This window comes from Acidovorax sp. LjRoot66 (genome assembly GCF_964253305.1).
Lineage (GTDB): Bacteria > Pseudomonadota > Gammaproteobacteria > Burkholderiales > Burkholderiaceae_C > Acidovorax.
Genome location: NZ_CAXUQU020000001.1, coordinates 5,906,933 through 5,925,335, shown reverse-complemented (window position 1 = coordinate 5,925,335; position 18,403 = coordinate 5,906,933). Strand labels below are relative to the sequence as shown.

Below are 18,403 nucleotides of genomic sequence, written 5' to 3'. Positions count from 1 at the left end.
ACCCATTGCGACTGGTACAGATGGCCTAGAGTCCGCTCCATCACATCCCGAGGACATCCCACCATGGTCGCCGACTCCCGCCTCCCCAACTTTCGCGCACTGAGCCCTGCACAGCGTTTCGACCACGTGGTGCAGGCCGCCGGGCTCACGGCTGACGAGGCCGCGCTGCTCGGCCAGCCGGGCGCCCTGGGCGTGGAGCGGGCCAACGGCATGATCGAAAACGTGATCGGCACCTTCGAGCTGCCGTTGGCGGTGGCTGGCAACTTCCAGGTCAATGGCCGCGATGTGCTGGTGCCCATGGTGGTGGAGGAGCCTTCAGTGGTGGCCGCCGCCTCCTACATGGCCAAGCTGGCACGCGAGTGCGGGGGCTTCCAGGCATCGAGCACCGGCCCGTTGATGCGTGCCCAGGTACAGATCCTCGGGCTGGCAGACCCGCACGGCGCGCGCCAGGCCCTGTTGCTGCAGCGCGACGCAATCCTGGCCGTGGCCAACAGCCGCGACAAGGTGCTGATCGGCCTGGGTGGCGGCTGCCGCGACATCGAGGTGCATGTGTTCGACGATGCGCCGCGCGGCGCCATGGTGGTCATGCACCTCATCGTGGACGTGCGCGACGCCATGGGCGCCAACACCGTCAACACCATGGCCGAGGCCGTCTCGCCGCTGGTGGAGAAGATCACCGGCGGCACGGTGCGCCTGCGCATCCTCTCGAACCTGGCCGACCTGCGCCTGGCGCGGGCGCGGGTTCGCCTCACGCCCGAGGTGATGGCCACGGCAGAGCACAGCGGCGAGCGCATCATCGAAGGCATCGTCGACGCCTGCACCTTCGCCGTGATCGACCCCTACCGTGCGGCCACGCACAACAAGGGCATCATGAACGGCATCGACCCCGTCATCGTTGCCACCGGCAACGACTGGCGCGCGGTGGAGGCCGGCGCCCATGCCTATGCCTGCCGCAGCGGGCGCTACACCTCGCTCACGCGCTGGGAGAAGGACGCCAGCGGCGCCCTGGTCGGCACCATCGAGATGCCCATGCCCGTGGGCCTGGTGGGCGGCGCCACCAGGACCCATCCGCTGGCGCGCCTGGCGCTGCGCATCCTCGGCGTGCAGTCGGCGCAGGAACTGGGCGAGGTGGCCGTGGCCGTGGGCCTGGCGCAGAACCTGGGCGCCCTGCGCGCGCTCTCCACCGAAGGCATCCAGCGCGGCCACATGGCGCTGCATGCCCGCAACATCGCGCTGGTGGCAGGGGCCACGGGCGAGGAGATCGACCGCATCGCCAGGCAGATGGCGCAGGAGCACGACGTGCGCGTGGACCGCGCGCTGGTGTTGCTGGCAGAGATCCGGGGCTAGGGCGTCAACACGTTCTGGCCCGGCCGGGCAGGCCCGCAAGGGGCCGCCATTTTTACGATAACGACAGGAGACAAGACATGAAGCTGAACCCCCGCATCCCTTCCCTTGTGCGGCCGCTGATCGCGGCGGCTGCGCTGGCCCTCGGCCTGTCTGCGGCCCAGGCGCAGGACATCCGCTTCGGCTTCAATGCCGACCAGTCGGGCACCGGCGCGGCCGAGCTGGGCGTGGCCGCGCGCCACGGGTTCGATCTGGCCATCGAGGACATCAACAAGGCTGGCGGCCTGTTGGGCCGCAAGGTCGTGGGTATCGTGCGCGACGACACGGGCCAGCCGCCCAAGTCCATCCAGAACATGACCGAGCTGATCGACAGCGAGAAGGTGGCCGCCGTGGTCGGGCCCACCAACTCGGGCAATGCGCTGGCCTGGCTGCACATACCGCAGCAGAAGAAGGTGCCCGTGATCGTGCCCGTCGCCACGGCCACCGACATCACCCGGCGCTACGCCAATGAAGCGCAGAACTACATCTACCGCGTCTCCATGGTGGACCGCGAGCAGGTCGCGCTCCTGATCGCCTACGCCGTCAAGGCCACGAAGAACCAGAAGATCGCCTTCATCGCCGATTCCACGGGCTTTGGCCAGCAGGGCGTGAAGGACCTGACCGAGGTGCTGGCCCTGCACGGCAACAAGGCCGTGGCGGTGGAGAAGTTCGGCCCCAAGGACACGGACATGACCTCGCAGCTGGCCAAGATCCGAGACGCCGGGGCCGACACGCTCATCGTCTACGGCCTGGCCGACGCCAATGCCCAACTGCTGCGCAGCATGGAGAAGATCAACTACATGCCCACCACGCTCGGCACCTGGGGCAACATGAGCACGCCGCTGCTCAACACGGCCGGCAAGAAGCTGGCCGAGCACATCATCTTCGCCACCTCCACGGCCGAAGACAGCAACCCGCGCGCCGTGGCGCTGGCCGCCCGCGTGCGCGAGCGCTACCCGCAACTGCCCACCTTCGTGGCGGCCGCGCAGTCCTACGACTCGGTGATGCTGCTGGCCGCCGCCGTGAAGAAGGCCGGAAGCACCGATGGCGAGAAACTCGCCGCCACGCTGGAGAACGGCGTGCCCGACACCCAGGGCGTCGTGAAGCTCTACCAGAAGCCCTTTGCCAAGGGCGACCACGAGGCGCTCTCGGTGGCCGACTTCCACCTGGCCCGGTGGCGCGATGGCAAGGTGTCGGCCTATGAAGACGCCATCACCAAGGCGCTGACGCCGGCAGACTACAAGAAGTAAATCTGCCCCAGCATCGCAGGCCCCGGAGACAGCACCATCACCATGACCAACGTACTGCAAGCCTTGCTGAGCGGCCTGGCCCTCGGCGGAATCTATGCGCTCGTCGCCCTGGGTTTCAGCATCACCCACACGACGACCAAGACGCTCAACTTCGGCCAGGGCGAGTTCCTGGTCGCGGGCTCCTTCATCGCGGTCGCCACCCTGCTGCTGCTCTCGGGCAAGGGGCACACCGGGGTGCTGGCTGCAGCGGATGTGACCTTCGCCCGCTACGGACTGGCGCTGCTGGTCTCGCTGGTGGTGCTGGGCCTGCTCGGCGTGGTGCTGTACTTCACGGCGGTGCGGCCCTTCGTGGGCGCCACCGGCATGGCCTGGGTCATGAGCACCATCGGCTTCGGCATCATTGTGCAGAACACGGCGCTGGCCATCTGGGGGCCTGGCTCCATGGCCATGCCCTCGCCGCTGGGCGATGAGGTCATCCGCATCGCCGGGGCTGGTATCCGCGCGCAGGAGATCCTGGTGCTGGGCGTCACGGCGGTGGTCATGCTGGTGCTGGACTACGTGCTGCGGCGCACCAAGGTCGGCAAGGCCGTGCGCGCCGTGGCAGTGAACAAGCAGGCCGCGGCCCTCATGGGCATCAACGTGGGCGCCATCGTGGTGCTGGCCTTCGTGATCTCGTCGAGCCTGGCGGGGCTGGCCGGCCTGCTGATTGCGCCCATCACCACGGCCTCGGTCTTCATGGGCCTGGCGATCGCGCTCAAGGCCTTCTCGTCGGCCATCGTGGGCGGCCTGACCAACCCGCGCGGCTGCATTGCGGGGGGTTTCATGCTCGGCTGCATCGAGGCGCTGGTGGGCCTGTGGCGCGCGGAGATGCGCGAGATCACGGTCTTTGCGCTCATCATTCTGGTGCTGGTGGTCAAGCCCGAAGGGCTGTTCGGCCAGAAGCCGTTCGAGAAGGTGTGAGGCCGCCATGCGCATTTCCACCCATAACCTGGCGTTCATTGCGGTCGCCGCCGTTGCCGTGCTGGCGCCGCTGGCGATCAGCAACGACTTCTATCTCAAGATCATCTTCACGGCAGGCATGTACTACCTGGCCGCAGCCGGCCTGAACGTGCTGGTCGGCTGGAGCGGGCAGAAGTCGCTGGGCCATGCCGGCCTGTTCGCTGCCGGGGCCTACACAGCCGCCTTGCTCACGACGCAGGCGGGCTGGAACCCCTGGCTGGCGCTGGTGGCCGCGGCCGTAGTGGCGGGGCTCTTCGGTGTGCTGATCGCGCTGCCCTCGCTGCGCGTCAAGGGGCCCTCGCTGGCCATGGTGACCATCGGTTTCGGCATCGTGGTCGAGAAGATCGTGACCGAATGGCAGGTGCCCTTTGGCGGCCAGCAGGGCATCTACGGCATCGTGCCGCCGTCCATCGGCGGGCGCATGCTGGACATGCGCGGCTGGGCCTGGCTGGTGCTGGCCTTCGCCCTGGCCACGCACCTCATGCTGCGCACGCTGCTGGGCGGCAAGTACGGCCGGGCCTTCCAGGCCGTGCAGGCGGCCGAGGTGGCCGCCGAGAGCGTGGGCATCGACGTCTACCGCACCAAGGTGTTGGCCTTCGTCATCAGCGCCGTGACCTGCGGCGTGGCCGGGGCGCTGGTGGCTCAGCAGAACCAGTACATCAACTCCGACTTCATCAGCTTCAACCTGTCGATCTTCCTGCTGCTGATCGTGCTCTTCGGCGGGCCCTCCATCATGGGGCCGGCGGTGGGTGCTTTGGCGCTCACCTTGCTCGATGCCTTCCTGGCGCGCTGGCCGGGGCTGCAGCATTTCACCTACGGCGCGCTGCTGCTGTTTGCGCTCTATGCCATGCCGCAGGGCCTGGCCGGTGCGCTGCAGCGGCTGGGGCGGCGCCTGTGGCCTCGGCTGCACCAAGCGCCGCCATTGCCGGTGGTGCAGGGCGAGTGGTTGCCGCGCCAGGCGGCGGGTGCCCCTGCCGAGGGCGTGGTGCTGAGCGCCAGTGGGCTCTACAAGGCCTATGGCGGCGTGGTGCCGACCAACGGTGTCAGCCTGTCGCTGCGCTCGGGGCATGTGCATGCGTTGATCGGCCCCAACGGCGCGGGCAAGACCACGCTGCTCAACATCCTGTCGGGCATCGTGGCGCCAGATCGGGGGAGCATCGAATTCGCCGGGCAGAGCATCGCCCGCGTGCGCGCCAGCCAGATCTGCCGGCTGGGCATAGGGCGCACCTTCCAGAACCTCAAGCTGTTCACGCACATGAGCGTGCTCGACAACGTGCTGGTCGGCCTGCACCCGCACCTGCGCGTGGGTTTTGCGGCCAGCCTGTTCGGTCTGCCCGCGGCAAGGCGCGAAGAGCGCCAGGCGCGCGAGGAGGCCGTGCGCCTCTTGCAGTTCGTGGGCATGCTGGACCGTGCCCACGACGAGGCCGGCAGCCTGCCCTATGGCCTGCAGCGGCGGCTGGAACTGGCCCGTGCGCTGGCCACGCAGCCGCGCCTGCTGCTGCTCGACGAGCCGGCTGCGGGCCTGAACCCGCAGGAAACGCAAGAGCTGACGGAGCTGATCCGGCGCATCGGCGCCAAGGGCATCACCGTGCTGCTGATCGAGCACCACATGGACCTGGTGATGGCCGTGTCCGACCATGTGGTGGTGCTCGACTACGGCGCCAAAATCGCGGAGGGTGCGCCCGCCGCCATGCAGGTGGACCCCCGCGTGATTGCCGCCTACCTGGGTGTGGATGACGAGGACGAGAGCCCCGCTACACCAGACCATGCCCTAGCCTGAGGCGACCAATGCTCCACATCGAACAACTCGCAGTGAACTACGGCGCTATCCATGCCTTGAAGGGCGTGAGCCTGGAGGTGGCCGCCGGGGAGGTGGTCACCCTCATCGGCGGCAACGGCGCGGGCAAGAGCACGCTGATGAAGGCCATCTCGGGGCTGGAGCCCTGTGCTGGGGGCCGCATCGTGTTCGAGGGCCAGGACCTCGCGCGCACGCCGGCCCACCGGCGCGTGGCCCTGGGCATTGCCCAGTCGCCCGAGGGGCGCCAGGTGTTCCCGGACCAGAGCGTGCGCGACAACCTGCTGCTGGGCGCCTACCTGCGGCCTGCGGCCGATTCCGCGATCGAATCGGACATCGAGGAGCAGTTCACCACCTTCCCGCGCCTGCGCGAGCGCCAGCACCAGATGGCCGGCACCCTGAGCGGCGGCGAGCAGCAGATGCTGGCCATCAGCCGCGCGCTGATGGCGCGCCCGCGCCTGCTGCTGCTCGACGAGCCCTCGCTGGGCCTGGCGCCGCTGATCGTCAAGGAGATCTTCGGTGTGATCCGCGCGCTCAAGCAGCGCGGCATGACCATCCTGCTGGTGGAGCAGATGGCCAACCAGGCGCTCAAGGTGGCGGACCGCGCCTACGTGCTCAAGACCGGGGAGATCGCGTCTTCGGGACCGGCGCAGGCCTTGCTGGCGGATCCTGCCGTGCGCGAGGCCTATCTGGGCAAGCACTGATCGCGCTCCTTCGCGCCCGGTGGTCGCAGTCCTACAGGCCTATGCGCCTTCGAAGAGGTGGGAAAACCCGCAGTCGAAAATACGATGGAGCCAGCACACACAGACCTTGTGGTCGAAAGGCTCCTATGAAAAGTTGGTACAAATTGTCGCTGGGCAACGATGCCCAGGCCTTCGAGCCCACCCAGCGCATCCAGCAGATGTTCATGTCGCAGTTCCTGATTTCGCCGGCAGGCTCCAGGCGGGCGCTGTTCTCGTGCTACGACAAGCAGGCCGACAAGCTGTGGCTGTTCTTCTCGCCCGCCGCGCAGGACATTGCCTTGCGCGTGTACGCTGAGCCTTGCGATCCGCCCACGGCCCTCGATTGCATCGGTCTGCTGGCCGGTGAAGGCGATGCCCTGGCCGACCAGGTGCACCTGGAAGCCGAAGCCACGGCCTGATCGGCCTCGCTGCGATTCAATCGGGCGGTGCCTCGCCCTGCGGCAGCACCAGCCTGAACTCCGCGCCCTTTCCTTCGTCGCTCTCGACCTCGATGCTGCCGCCATGGCGCTGCACCACGGTGCGCACCAGGGCCAGCCCGAGGCCCACGCCGGCAATGCCGGGGTGGCTGCGGTCATGCAGCCGCTGGAACGGGGCGAACAGCTTGTCCTGCAGAGCCGGCGCAATGCCCGGGCCTTCGTCGCGCACGGCAATGGCCCAGTGACCCGGTCGAGCCACCAGGGCGCAGCGCACGGTGCTGCCGCGTGGGCTGTACTTGATGGCGTTGTTGACCACATTGGCCAGCGCCCGGCACAGCAGCGAGCGGTCGCCCATGCACGGGGCGGTTTCCGGCGCATCGGCCACCAGCACCTGCACGTCGGCATCGCGCGCCAGCACCCAGGCCTCGTCCACGGTCTGGTGCAGCACGTCGGCCAAGTCCAGGGGTTCCCGCCGCATCGCCTGTGACTCGGCGCTGGCCAACTGAATGAAATTCTCGGCCATGCCCAGCGAGCTCTTCGCGTAGCGCGCGATGAGCTGCATGAGTTCCGCGTCCGACATGCGGCCCGGGTAGGCCTGGTGCATTTCGAGCAGGGTGAGGATGGACGCATTGGGCGCGCGGATGTCGTGCGAGATGAAGTGCATGGCCTCGTCGCGCTGCTGCAGTGCGCTGCGTATCTCGGTCAGGTCCACCAGGGTCACGAGCCAGCCCGATTGCGCCAGGTCGGTGAACTGGCGGCTTTGCACCAGCACGCTGCGGCCCTTGGCATCGCGCCCCTCCCGGCGGGCCGGGAGGTTGCCGTTGGCCAGCCGCTCCTGCGTCACCAGTGGCTGTTCGGTGGCGATGTCGATCAAGTCGCCCAGCACGTCAGTGATCTGGCGGCCCTGCAGGGGCCAGACCATGGGGTCGCCCTCGACCTCGGCCATGCCCAGCACATGGCGCCGCGCAGCCGTGTTGGCCAGCAGGATACGGCCTTCGGTGTCGCAGACCATGGTCGGCGACGGCAGCTGTTGCAGGCTCTCGCTCACGAAATGGTGCATGTCGCGCAGCTGGCGCGAGGCGTATTCCACCGCGTTGATGCGCCGCTCCAGGAAGTCGCCGCTGCTGGCCGCCGGACCACGCAGCGGAATCACCAGGCCCTGGCGCTGCAGGGTCTCCATCTGCAGCCTGAGGAACTGGGCGGCTGCACTCAGGCGCCGCCAGCTCCACAGCGGATAGGCCAGCACCAGCCCGATGAGGGCGGCGGCGGGCGCGAACTGCAGGCCGCTCCACACCGGCAGCACCACGGCCATGGCCAGGGTCAGCGCGCCCAAGGCAATGCTGGTGAGCAGGGCCGCGAAGGGCCCGAGCAGCAGCAGCGCCACCAGCGCCAGCACCACCGGCAGCAGGTTGAAAGCCATGTTCAGCGCGGCCGGCGCGCTGTGGATCTGCACCCCCGCCAGGTCGGCGTCGAGCACCTGGGCGATCACTTCCACACCCGGCATCAGGCGCGATTCCTGGCCTACCGGGGTGGCGAACATGTCGCCCAGCCCGGCGGCAATCGAGCCCACGAGCACGTATTTGCCGCGAAAGGCATCGGCTGGCACTTCGCCGCGCAGCACGTCGATGTAGGAGTAGGTGGTGAAATGCCCCGGCCCGCCCGCATAGGGGATGAGGCGACGGCCTGCACGCTCCCAGCGGGCGCCATCCGCAGGCGGATCGCTCCAGCGCGCTGGCGGGCAGCCACCAAGCGACGGCGTGGCCACGCAGCGCATGGCGATGCTGAAGTGCTGCCAGGGTGCACTGGCCGGCCCTTCGCGCGCGTACAGGCTGCGCACCACGCCATCCTCGTCCGAGGCCACGTGCACATGCCCCAGCCGGGCGGCGGCCTGCTCCAGTGCAGGAATGGGGCGGTCCGCCCCGTCGCCCGGCTCGGACGGGCCCTGGCGCTGCATCACCGGCAGTACCACCCGGCCGCTTCGGGCCACGGCATCGGCCAGCAGCAGGTCGTCCTCGGGGTAGTCGAGGTCTTCCTCGTTGAACAGCACGTCCATGCCGATCACCCGCGGTGCCTGGCGCGACACGTTCTGGATCAGCTGTGCGTGCAGTGCGCGCCGCCAGGGCCAGCGGCCGATCACGCCGATGCTGCGGTCGTCCACCGCGATCACGGCGATATCGGCTTGCGCCGGGCGCGACACCAGGCGCAGCCCGGTGTCCTGCACCAGGTGGTTGGTGCGCGGCAGCATGCTGGGCGTGCTCAGCCAGGCGACCAGGGCCAGCAGCGTCAGCGCGATGGCGGCCCATTCGACCCGCCGCTGCTGGTTTCGCGTGCGGGAATGCGGCGTGGGCATCGACCGCAAGGGCTCAGGGGCGGCGCACGGGCTCACCGCCCATGGTGGACAGGGGCAGCCCGGAGCTGGTATTCAGCCCCGTGCCCACGCGGATGCTGCGCGGCGGTGAGAACTCGCTTTGCAGCCCCGAGGGGTCCAGCACCTGGATGCGCACGAAGTAGGTGCCTGCAGCCAAGCCATCCGCAGAGGTCCAGCGGGGCTCGTCGAGCTGGATGTCCTGGATGATGGTCTTGAACTCCAGGTCCGGTGCCAGCTGCACGCGAAAGCGCTGGCCGGCCTGGGCGGGCCAGTGCAGGCGCACGATGGTGTCGCCATCCGTCGCCTGCATGGCCGACAGGTCCAGCGCAGCGGGCTGCTGGGCCACGGCGAAGGGCTGCGCGGGTGCGAACGGTCCCTGGTCCAGTGCGCCACCGGCGGGCTCTGCGATGGTGGCCGCGCGCCAGAAGTAGTTGCCCAGGGGCAGTGTGGCCAGCGTCAGCTGGCAGGTGCCGAGGCGGCCCTCGTCCAGCAACGGCGTGGCGAAGTCGGCGCTGGCCGCCACCTGGATGCGGTACCAGCGGGCACCCGGGACCTCGGTGCAGCGCAGCGCGCCGGTCACGCGCGGCAGCACGGCGCCGGGGGCCGGCTGCTGGTACAGCGGCGGCACCGGCCGGGTCTTGATGGTGATGGGGCGCGTGGCCGGCAGGCCGGCAATGCCGGCCTCGTCAACGGCGCGCACGGCCAGGTGGTAGCTGCCATCGTCGAGTGCCGCCCAGCGCAACTGGCCATCGGCAAAGCGGCCGCTGCGCAGCACCTGCGTCATGGCCGCATCGCGCGCCACCTGGGCGGTGAAGGCCGTGGCGCCAGGGGTCGCAGGGACATTGATGGCCAGCAGGCCCAGGTCGTGCAGCTGGGCGGGTACGGTGGACAGATCGGGCGGCGCCAGCAGGTTGCGTGGTGCACCCAGCGTCCCATCGGGCGCGACGGACAAACCCTGGCCACGGGCCAGCAAGGTGGTGTCGGGGGCCGGTTGCGCGGCATTCTCGGCACGCGACTGCACGGCCACCGAGCCTTCCAGCACCGAGGCCGTGGCCTGGCCCGAGGCCGCCAGCGCCACGCCGAACTCGGTGCCGCGCACGCTGGTCACGGCGCGCGGCGTGCGGATCTCAAAACGGCGCAGGGCATCGGCGCTGGGCGTCACGCTCGACTCCACACTGCCGGCGCGCATCTCCAGCACCGATTGCACGCTGCCTGCGCGCCCGCGGCGGCGCAACTGGCGCAACTGCAGGTCGGACTGGGCCTGCACGCGCACCAGCGTGCCGTCGGCCAGGCGCACGGCGATATAGCTGTCCGGCCCCACCTGCAGGCGGGTGCCTTCGTCCAGGCGGGCACCTGGCGCCACAGGCTGGGCTGCGGCCTGGGCGCCGGGCTGTGCCGTGGCGCTGCCGTGCACGAATTCCACCTGGGCCGAGGCCTTGGGCTGCAGGCGCACGGGGATCCACACGGTGGAGCCCGGCTGCAGGCGCCTGGGGTTGGCCACCTTGTTGCGCTGCTGCAGCAGCAGCCACTGGCGTGGATTGTCCAGGTAGGTGTTGGCCAGGCCTTCGAGCGTGTCGCCGGCCCGCACGGTGTGCGGGATTTCGTCCGTCTGCGTGTCGGGGGTGGTTTGCGCATGCGCGCAACCGAGGCCCGCCGTGAGCAGGGCAACGGCCGACAAGGGCAATGCAAGGCGGTGGATGACCACGTCAACTCTCCTAGGTGCCGCAGAGGGCGGCAAAGCTTCATTCAGAACCGTTGTATCCATGGCGCCATGGGACGCCAGGTGCAGCACTAGCGACCAGGCTCGACCGCTTCGAACCGGTAGCCCACACCATACACGGCGGTGATGAAGTAGCCGTTGGCCGGGCGCAGGTCCAGCTGGGTGCGAAGGCGCGAGACATGGGTGTCGAGCGAGCGCGACAGCACGTCCGAACCCTGGCCCCAGATCACCTCCTTGAGGTGGTCGCGCGAGAGCAGGCGCCCCATGTTCTGGAACAGGAACAGGGCCAGGTCGTATTCGCGGTTCTTGAGTTCGGCAGGCGTGCCATTGATCTCCAGCGAGCGCGATTCGGGGAAGAACCTGTAGCGCCCGAAATCGAGCGCGCCACCGGTGCTCTGCGGGTAGGCTCGGCGCAACAGCGCGGCCACGCGCGCATTGAGCTCGCCAATGCGCACGGGCTTGACCATGAAGTCGTCCGCCCCGCTGCCCAGGCCTTCGACGATGTCGCGCTCTTCCTGCCGGTTGGTCACGAACAGGATGGGCAACTGCTTGCCCACGTTCTCGCGCACCCAGCGCACCACCTCGGGGCCGGTGGTGTCGGGCAGGTGCCAGTCCACGATCAGGAGGTCGAAGGTTTCGCGGCGCATCTCGCGCATCAGCGCGGCACCGGTCAGGTGGGTATGGCACACATGCCCCATCGCTTCGGTGGCCTGTTTGATCAGATCCAGCTGAAGCGCATCGTCGTCTAACGCCGCTATGCGCATGGTTCGTTCCATTCAAGATTAACTGTGCATTATTCGCGATGTGCGGCGGCCCATTCCATGCCCCATCTTGGGGATCGCCAGGTTTGACAGTTGTTCACCGTGCCACGGGCGATGACAGGCGGTGCGTGGCTGCCGGGCGCGGGCCGGGCCGGGCGGCTGCGGAGGGCGCGATTTCGCGCAGCAGCCGCATGCCCACCAGGGTGTAGCGGGTCTGCGGGCTGTTCCAGTTGCGGTAGCCACAGCGTGCGTAGAAAGACCAGGTGTGCCAGGAGCCCCCGCGGCGCACGCGCACGCTGCCCTCGGCCGGGCCCCCGGGGTCCACGACCGGTGATTCGGCGTAGTAGCTGTCCCCATGCCAGTCGGCCACCCACTCCCAGGCATTGCCCAGCATGTCCTGCAGGCCGAAGGCATTGGGCGCGTAGCTGCCTACGGGGGCGGTGAAGGCGTGGCCGTCGCTGCCGCGCAGCGCATGCTGCTGCCAGCGCAGCCAGTAGGGGGCTGCGTCCTGGTCGAAGGTGTTGGCGTTCTTCAGCAGCCCCTCCGGGTCGTCGCCATGCGGGTAGCGGGTGCGCGTGCCGGCGCGGCAGGCGTATTCCCACTCGGCCTCGGTCGGCAGGCGGTAGCGGTGGCCTTCGGTGCGGCTGAGCCACTGGGCCAGGGCCTGGGCGTCGTTCCAGGTGACGTTGACCACGGGGTGGTCGTCACCCTGCGGGAAACCCGGGTTGTGCCACGAGTAGCGCGGGTCGCGCCCTTCGAAGGCATCGCCGCGCCGCGTGGTGGCCGGGTCGTACAGAGCGTTGTAGCCATAGCCGCCGGTGCCGTCGGCCTCCGATTCGGGCTGGTAGCCCGACGCTGCGAGGAAGCGCCGGAACTGGCCTACCGTGACTTCGTGCTGCCCCAGGTAGAAGGCCTGGCCGATTATCACGCGGTGGGCCGGGGCCTCATCGGTCAGTTCGGCAAAGCGCTTGGGCTCCAGCAGCGGATAGGCTTGTGCGAGCACATCGGGGGCCTCGACACCGCCCATCACGAAGCTGCCCGCGGGCACCTGCACGAATGGCATGCCCAGGCTGTTGGTCCACACCGGGTGTTGCCGGTCGTGGCGCACCTGGGCCAGCGCGGGCAGACCCGTGGCCAGCGCGAGCACAGCGGCGACGGCAGCAGTTCGGCACCTGGCCATCGGGCTCAGCGATTGGGGTTTTCGCTCACGCACTCGAAGACGAGGCGCGAGCCCTCGTTGCGCAGCAGCTTGGGGAACAGGGCCAGCTTCTGGCATTCGCGGGTGGCCGCGTTGTAAGCCGGCGAGGCGTCGGCGCCATACACCGGTACGCTGAAGGTCCGGTCCCGGCCCGAGGCCATGGGGCCCGAGGGCGGGCGGGTGGTGGCCGATTCGCAGCCCGCGAGCAGAGCCAGCAGGGCGGCGGATGCAATCAAGGTTTTCATGGAAGTCTCCGGTAGGCGTCGGGCCAGTCTAAGCCAGTGTGGGCGGATAGACAGCAGGCTTTGCTGCAGCGGCGCCCTGGGATACAGTGCGTTACATATGATGGGAGTTGTATGGCCTGGATCCGGTCGGCGTTGGCAGGGGATGCGGGGCGCCAGTGGGCGCTGCGCCTGCTGGTGCCGCTGGTGCTGCTGGCCGTGCTGCACCTGCTGCCGGTCTGGCAGCCGCTGCAGCGCCTGGAATACGATCTTTTCAGCAGCCTGACGGCGCCCGTGCGGCCCGATGCCGGTGTGGTGGTCGTCGGTATCGACGAGCCCAGCCTCGCGGCCCTGCAGGCCGCGCCTCCGCTGCCCCGGCGGCTGCATGCGCAATTGGTCGACGCGCTTTCCGCGTCCGGCGCAGCGGGGCTCGGCATCGACCTGCTGCTGTCCACCGCCCAGTCCCCTGAGGACGACGCGGCCCTGGGCCGAGCCCTGCAGGGGCGTATGCCGGTGGTGCTGGCCAGCGCCCAGGTGGCCGTGCAGAGCGGGCAGGTGGCGCAGTACCAGCAGACGGTGATGTCCGTCTTCGACCAGGCGCGCCACGGCGACGTGGGCATGCACCCCGACGATGACGGCGTGCAGCGCAGCGCACCCGGGCACAGCGATGCCATGTGGCGTGTGCTCGCGCAGGCGGCGGGCCGCACCATCGTGGCACCGCCACCCGGCGCGCTGCTGCGCTACTACGCCCCCGAGGTGGCATTGCCTTACGTGCACTACACCCAGGCGCTGGACCCGGCGCGGCAGCTGCCGCCTGGCGCACTGCAGGGGCGCCTGCTGCTGCTCGGCCAGAACACACCGGTGGGCGGGGTGGACCAGTTCACCACGCCGCTGCGGGCGCTGGGCCAGGGCACGCAGTCGGGCGTGCTGCTGCATGCCACGGCACTCATCAACGGCCTGACCGGTGACTGGATCGTGCCCGCGCACCCGGCGGGCCCGCTGCTGCAGGCGGCAGCGGCCATTGCCCTGGTGGCGGCGCTCACGCGGCGCTGGCGCGCCTGGCTGGCCGTGTGGCTGAGCGTGGCACTGGCCCTGCTGGCGCTGATCGGCGGGCTGTGGGCCTACCTGCAGGGCGTGTGGTGGCCCACGCTGCCCACGCTGGTGGCGCTGGCGCTGCACTTCAATGTGGGCGCGACCGACAGCTACTGGCGTGAGCGGCGCCAGCGCGAGCGTCTGCGGCTGGATTTCGGGCGCTACGTGCCGCCGGCCGTGGTCAGCGCGCTGATCGCCAGCGGCGCCGCGCCGGCCATCAGCGGCGAGCGGCGCGTGCTCACGCTGCTGTTCTCGGACCTGGCGGGCTTCACCTCGGCCAGCGAGCACCTGCCACCCGAGGCGGTGGCGCGTGCGCTCAACGCCTACTTCACGCGCATGACCCATGCCGTGCACCGCCATGGCGGCACGCTCGACAAATTCATCGGTGATGCTGTGATGGCCTTCTGGAATGCACCCGTGGCCGAGCCGCAGCACGCGGCACGCGCCCTGGCCTGCGCGCAGGAGATGCAGGTGGAAATGAACGCCTTGCGCAGTCAGTGGGCAGGAACCCCCTTTGCCGGGCTGCAGCTGCGCATTGGCCTGCACACGGGCGAGGCGGCCGTGGGGCACCTGGGCTCCGAAGGCCGCTTCACCTACACCGCCGTGGGCGACGCGGTGAACACCGCCGCCCGGCTGGAAGGCGCCAACAAGGCCTTCGGCACCGGCATCCTGCTGTCCGAAGCCACGCGCAGCGCGCTGCCGCAGGAGGGGGACCAACCACTGCCCTTGCTCTGGCTCGACGCCGTGGTGCTGGCCGGCCGCAGCAGCGGCATCAATGTCTACACCCCGTGCGACGACGCGCCGCTCGTGGCCACCAGCCTGGCTTTGCAGGCCCATGTGCATGCGGGCCACTGGGACGAGGCCCTGGCGTGCTGCGCCGAATGGCGGGCACGGGCCGTGCACCTGGCGCCGCTGTGGGCCGCCCAGGCCGACCGGCTGCAGGCGCACGTGCAGGGCCTGGCCGATGCCCAGGGACCTGCTGCGGCCGGTGCTGAAGCATTTGCGCACGCGCTGGAAAAATAACCCTGAAAGGCCCGCTATGCCGTCGACACGCTTGTGGATCACGACCCCGGTTGCCCTGGGAGCGTGCGCCTTGTGCCTGCCCGGCGCCTGGGCCCAGTGCGCGGGGGTGTCCGCTGCGCCAGACGCCGTGGCTGCGCAGGTCGTGGCCCTGGCCGGGCAAGGCCAGACTCGGCCGGCAGGCCAGGGCCCCTGGTCACCGGCCGCACTGGCCCAGCAACTGGGCGCGGGTGCGGGCGTGCGCACGCTGGAGTTGTCGTCGGCCGCGCTGCTGCTGGCCGACCGCACGCAGATCCGCATGTCGGCCAACGCGCAGCTGCGCCTGTGCGAGTCGCAGCCCGAGCGCACCCTGCTGGAGCTGGCCGCCGGCCGGCTGTGGGCGCGCACCAAGAAAACCCCGGCCTCGCTGCAGCTGCAGACCCCGGCAGCCCTGGCCGTGGTGCGCGGCACCGACTGGGACGTGGAGGTGGATGCGGCGGGCCGCACGACGCTCACCGTGCTCTCGGGCCAGGTCGACCTGTCCAACGATTTCGGCCGGGTGGAGCTGGGCCCGTCGGAGCAGGGCACTGCGGAGCCTGGCAAGGCACCGGTCAAGCGCGTGCTGGTGCGCCCGCGCGACCGGGTGCAGTGGGTCATGGCCAACCCGGTGGATGCCGCGCGCTGGGCCGAGCTGCAGGGCCCCGATGTGGCGCCCCCGTTGTCCTCCATCCGCGACGACCTGCGCACGGGCCAGTGGCCGCGCGCACGCGAGCGGCTGCTGGCGTTGTCCGCCAGCGGGCAGGGCGGGGCTGTGGCCGAGCTGCTGCTGGCCGATCTGGAGGTTTTCGACGACCGCATGGACGCGGCCCAGCAGCGCCTGGCCAACGCCTGGCAGCGCACGCAGGACCCGCGCACGGCAGCGCGCCGGGCCGAGCTGCTGATGGTGCTGGACCAGGGCGCACAGGCACGCGCCTGGCTCGATGCCGCGCGCGCCCGGGCACCCGAGGCCACGGCGCTGTTGCTGGCCGATGCCGATTGGCACCGCCTGGAAGGGCGTGGCGAGGAGGCCATCGCCCTGTACCGGCGTGCCGTGGCCGGTGCCGAGGCACGCCAGGAGCCCGCTACCGACCAGGCCGCTGCCCAGTGGGGCTTGGGGCGCGCCCTGCGTGAGCGCGGCGACCTGCGCGGTGCGCGCCAGGCCCTGGCAAGCGCTGTAGCGCTGGCGCCAGAGCACCCGGCCTACCAGGGCGAGCAGGCCACGCTGGCGGCCGAGGCCTTGAGGTTGCTCGATGCCCAAAGCGGTTTCGCGGCAGCCCTGGCCCAGGCGGGTGACGACTATGTGAGCCTGGCAGGCGCGGGCCTGCTGGCACTGCAGCAGGGCGACCCCGCCGCCGCCCGCACCCAGTTGCTCAAGGCCCTGGTGATCGAGCCGCGCTACGCCCGCGCCCAGGTGTGGCTGGCCGTGGCCGAGTACCAACTGGGCGAGCGCGCGGCTGCGCTCGACTCGCTGGCGCGCGCCCGCGTGGCCGACCCGAACGACCCGCTGCCCTGGCAGATCGAGTCGGTGCTGCGCAATGACCAGGGTGAGCCGGTGCAGGCCATTGCCGCCGCGCGCGAGGCGCTCATGCGCCTGCCCTACCTCAAGTCGCTCGACCCGCTCACCAGTGACAGCCAGGGCTCGGCCAACCTGGGCAAGGCGCTTGGTGACTTCGGCATGGAGCACTGGGCGCGCGCCTATGCCAGCGCCTCGTACTACCCGCTGTGGGCGGGCAGCCACTTCTTCCTGGCCAATCGTTACGAGAGCGATTTCAGCCGCAATTCCGAGCGCTACCAGGGCTACCTGAGCGACCCGACGGCCTTCGGCGCCAGCGAAAAGCAGGCGCCGCTGATGCTCACGCAGGGGGGCGAGTGGCTGTGGATTGCCAGTGCCGAGCGCGGCCCGGTGCAGGACAAACTGGCCGCCGATGTCGGCCACCACGGTTTCTCTGCCGCGCCGGTGCCCCTGGCCTGGCAGGTGCGCACCAACGGCGTGCAGATGTGGCCGAACAACGGCGGCGCTCCCAGCTACCGCCTGTCCTCGCCGGGCTTCGATCTGGCGCTGGGCATGCGCCCCACGGAGAGCCTGGGCCTGTTCCTGCTGCACACCGAGGACCGGCTGCGCTACAGCTTTCCGCAAGGGCGCGATTTCGGCAACGGCATCACCTTCAATGGCCTGGCACGCCAGCGCTCTGAGCGCACGGACCTGGGTGGCTCCTGGCGCTGGTCACCCGATGCGCAGACCTGGCTCAAGCTGCACCGCGCACGCTTTGGCCAGGGCCTGGTGCTCGACGATGCCACCTACGGCCCGCAGGATTCACGCATCACCGATTCGGACGACGGCGTGCTGCTGCGCCACACCGTGCAGTGGGGCCCCCGTCGCCTGAGCCTGGGCTGGGAGGGTACCCGCGGGGCTTCCGACTCGGGCCTGTCCGACCCGGTGGTCACCTCCACCCAGCGCACGCAGGCGCGCTTTCAGATGCCCTGGCTGGCCGGCGAGTGGCGCGATGGCCCCTGGACCTGGCATGCCGAAGCCTACTGGCCGCGCCTGGCGGTGCGCTACGGCGAGCGCTTCTACGATTCGCTGACCGACGAGGACCTGGCGGACCCCACTGCCGAGCGCGGCGGCCACGCGCGCCACCCCTTGCCCCGGCTGGGCATGTCCTACAGCATGGGGCCGGGCCGGGCGCTGCACCTGGCCTACGTCGAAAACGTGCGTTCGCCGAGCGCGCACACGCTCTCGCCTGTCGCGCTGGGGGCCATCGCCATCGACCACCATTACCAGTTGCCCGGCAGCTTCGGGCGCAAGCGCGCGGCGCAACTGGATTGGGAGTTCGATGAACGCACCTTCGGCTTCGCCATGCTGTCCAGCCAGGACATCGTGAACCCCACGTTTGCCAACGGCAGCCTGGCGCTGCCGCCCCGGGGCCTGGTGAACCTGGACCGCGTGGGCAGCCTGGGCGCGCAGATCCAGACCGGGCAGACCGTGGTGGACCCGTACAACGAGAACCCGGTGTTCAGCCAGGGCCGGTTGCACCAGGCGGGCGTGGCGCTCAACCGGGTGCTGGCGCCGCGCTGGAGTGTGCTGGGCAGCTACGGCTGGGCGCAGTCGCGCAACCTGGGCAACCAGTTCGGGGGCAATGCGCTGCCGGGATTTTCACGGCATACACTGGCGTTGGCCAGCGTATGGAAGCATGGCGGGCGCGACCTGTCGGCCGGCTCGCTGGTCTACAGGGGCTCGCGTTTTGCGGACGAAGCCAATGGCATTGCCCGCAGGCCGGGCTGGGATCTGGTGCTGGTGCACTCCATGGATTCGGCGGACCGGCGCTGGTCCTTTATCGCCACGGCGCAGGCACCGCTCAATGGCGACACCCGGCCGACCCTGTGGGCGCGCGTGCGCTACAGGGATTGAAGGGGCGCGG

General features: G+C 69.9%; 13 protein-coding genes. 8 read left to right on the top strand and 5 right to left on the bottom strand.

Going from position 1 to position 18,403, the window contains the following annotated elements; translation table 11 throughout:
* Window positions 1–63: 63 nt before the first annotated feature.
* The 6 genes from ACSQ3Y_RS27675 to ACSQ3Y_RS27650 all read left to right on the top strand — a co-directional run bounded on the left by ACSQ3Y_RS27675 (window position 64) and on the right by ACSQ3Y_RS27650 (window position 6,568).
* Entirely contained in the window at window positions 64–1,347 is a 1,284-nt protein-coding gene (locus ACSQ3Y_RS27675; RefSeq protein ID WP_436179504.1) for a hydroxymethylglutaryl-CoA reductase, degradative, read from the top strand.
* A 77-nt stretch (window positions 1,348–1,424) separates the two neighbouring features.
* The gene (locus ACSQ3Y_RS27670; protein ID WP_436179503.1) at window positions 1,425–2,633 is read left to right on the top strand and encodes an ABC transporter substrate-binding protein; all 1,209 of its coding nucleotides are present in this window, start codon (window positions 1,425–1,427) and stop codon (window positions 2,631–2,633) included.
* A 42-nt stretch (window positions 2,634–2,675) separates the two neighbouring features.
* Entirely contained in the window at window positions 2,676–3,593 is a 918-nt protein-coding gene (locus ACSQ3Y_RS27665; protein WP_179681775.1) for a branched-chain amino acid ABC transporter permease, read from the top strand.
* 7 nt (window positions 3,594–3,600) lie between these two features.
* A complete protein-coding gene (locus ACSQ3Y_RS27660) occupies window positions 3,601–5,412 on the top strand; it encodes a branched-chain amino acid ABC transporter ATP-binding protein/permease (RefSeq protein ID WP_436179502.1) in 1,812 nt (603 codons plus the stop codon).
* A gap of 8 nt (window positions 5,413–5,420) precedes the next feature.
* Window positions 5,421–6,131 (top strand): ABC transporter ATP-binding protein, encoded by a 711-nt coding sequence (locus ACSQ3Y_RS27655; RefSeq protein WP_436179501.1) that lies wholly within the window; start codon window positions 5,421–5,423, stop codon window positions 6,129–6,131.
* A gap of 125 nt (window positions 6,132–6,256) precedes the next feature.
* Window positions 6,257–6,568 carry a hypothetical protein gene (locus ACSQ3Y_RS27650; RefSeq protein WP_057201932.1) on the top strand — a complete coding sequence of 104 codons (312 nt, stop codon included), beginning with the start codon at window positions 6,257–6,259 and terminating at the stop codon, window positions 6,566–6,568.
* A gap of 16 nt (window positions 6,569–6,584) precedes the next feature.
* Here ACSQ3Y_RS27650 and ACSQ3Y_RS27645 read toward each other — a convergent pair whose 3' ends face one another.
* The 5 genes from ACSQ3Y_RS27645 to ACSQ3Y_RS27625 form a co-directional block, all read right to left on the bottom strand.
* Window positions 6,585–8,936 (bottom strand): CHASE2 domain-containing protein, encoded by a 2,352-nt coding sequence (locus tag ACSQ3Y_RS27645; RefSeq protein WP_427999586.1) that lies wholly within the window; start codon window positions 8,934–8,936, stop codon window positions 6,585–6,587.
* Between the two features lie 13 nt (window positions 8,937–8,949).
* On the bottom strand, window positions 8,950–10,659 hold the full coding sequence (locus tag ACSQ3Y_RS27640) for a FecR domain-containing protein (RefSeq protein ID WP_082608186.1): 1,710 nt from the start codon (window positions 10,657–10,659) through the stop codon (window positions 8,950–8,952).
* Window positions 10,660–10,745: 86 nt separating this feature from the next.
* Window positions 10,746–11,438, bottom strand: coding sequence for a response regulator transcription factor (locus ACSQ3Y_RS27635; RefSeq protein ID WP_057201934.1), 693 nt, complete (start codon window positions 11,436–11,438; stop codon window positions 10,746–10,748).
* Between the two features lie 94 nt (window positions 11,439–11,532).
* A complete protein-coding gene (locus tag ACSQ3Y_RS27630; protein ID WP_436179500.1) occupies window positions 11,533–12,615 on the bottom strand; it encodes a formylglycine-generating enzyme family protein in 1,083 nt (360 codons plus the stop codon).
* Window positions 12,616–12,620: 5 nt separating this feature from the next.
* Entirely contained in the window at window positions 12,621–12,878 is a 258-nt protein-coding gene (locus tag ACSQ3Y_RS27625; RefSeq protein WP_057201936.1) for a hypothetical protein, read from the bottom strand.
* Window positions 12,879–12,989: 111 nt separating this feature from the next.
* Here ACSQ3Y_RS27625 and ACSQ3Y_RS27620 point away from each other — a divergent pair, with 111 nt between their 5' ends.
* Window positions 12,990–14,969 carry a CHASE2 domain-containing protein gene (locus tag ACSQ3Y_RS27620; protein WP_436179499.1) on the top strand — a complete coding sequence of 660 codons (1,980 nt, stop codon included), beginning with the start codon at window positions 12,990–12,992 and terminating at the stop codon, window positions 14,967–14,969.
* A gap of 16 nt (window positions 14,970–14,985) precedes the next feature.
* Entirely contained in the window at window positions 14,986–18,393 is a 3,408-nt protein-coding gene (locus tag ACSQ3Y_RS27615; protein ID WP_436179498.1) for a FecR domain-containing protein, read from the top strand.
* Window positions 18,394–18,403 lie beyond the last annotated feature (10 nt).

Excerpts from the sequence above, each read along its gene's own strand:
- ACSQ3Y_RS27675 (WP_436179504.1), top strand. The coding sequence starts at position 64 with ATGGTCGCCGACTCCCGCCTCCCCAACTTTCGCGCACTGAGCCCTGCA.
- ACSQ3Y_RS27670 (WP_436179503.1), top strand. The coding sequence starts at position 1,425 with ATGAAGCTGAACCCCCGCATCCCTTCCCTTGTGCGGCCGCTGATCGCG.
- ACSQ3Y_RS27665 (WP_179681775.1), top strand. The coding sequence starts at position 2,676 with ATGACCAACGTACTGCAAGCCTTGCTGAGCGGCCTGGCCCTCGGCGGA.
- ACSQ3Y_RS27660 (WP_436179502.1), top strand. The coding sequence starts at position 3,601 with ATGCGCATTTCCACCCATAACCTGGCGTTCATTGCGGTCGCCGCCGTT.
- ACSQ3Y_RS27655 (WP_436179501.1), top strand. The coding sequence starts at position 5,421 with ATGCTCCACATCGAACAACTCGCAGTGAACTACGGCGCTATCCATGCC.
- ACSQ3Y_RS27650 (WP_057201932.1), top strand. The coding sequence starts at position 6,257 with ATGAAAAGTTGGTACAAATTGTCGCTGGGCAACGATGCCCAGGCCTTC.
- ACSQ3Y_RS27645 (WP_427999586.1), bottom strand. The coding sequence starts at position 8,936 with ATGCCCACGCCGCATTCCCGCACGCGAAACCAGCAGCGGCGGGTCGAA.
- ACSQ3Y_RS27635 (WP_057201934.1), bottom strand. The coding sequence starts at position 11,438 with ATGCGCATAGCGGCGTTAGACGACGATGCGCTTCAGCTGGATCTGATC.
- ACSQ3Y_RS27630 (WP_436179500.1), bottom strand. The coding sequence starts at position 12,615 with ATGGCCAGGTGCCGAACTGCTGCCGTCGCCGCTGTGCTCGCGCTGGCC.
- ACSQ3Y_RS27625 (WP_057201936.1), bottom strand. The coding sequence starts at position 12,878 with ATGAAAACCTTGATTGCATCCGCCGCCCTGCTGGCTCTGCTCGCGGGC.
- ACSQ3Y_RS27620 (WP_436179499.1), top strand. The coding sequence starts at position 12,990 with ATGGCCTGGATCCGGTCGGCGTTGGCAGGGGATGCGGGGCGCCAGTGG.
- ACSQ3Y_RS27615 (WP_436179498.1), top strand. The coding sequence starts at position 14,986 with ATGCCGTCGACACGCTTGTGGATCACGACCCCGGTTGCCCTGGGAGCG.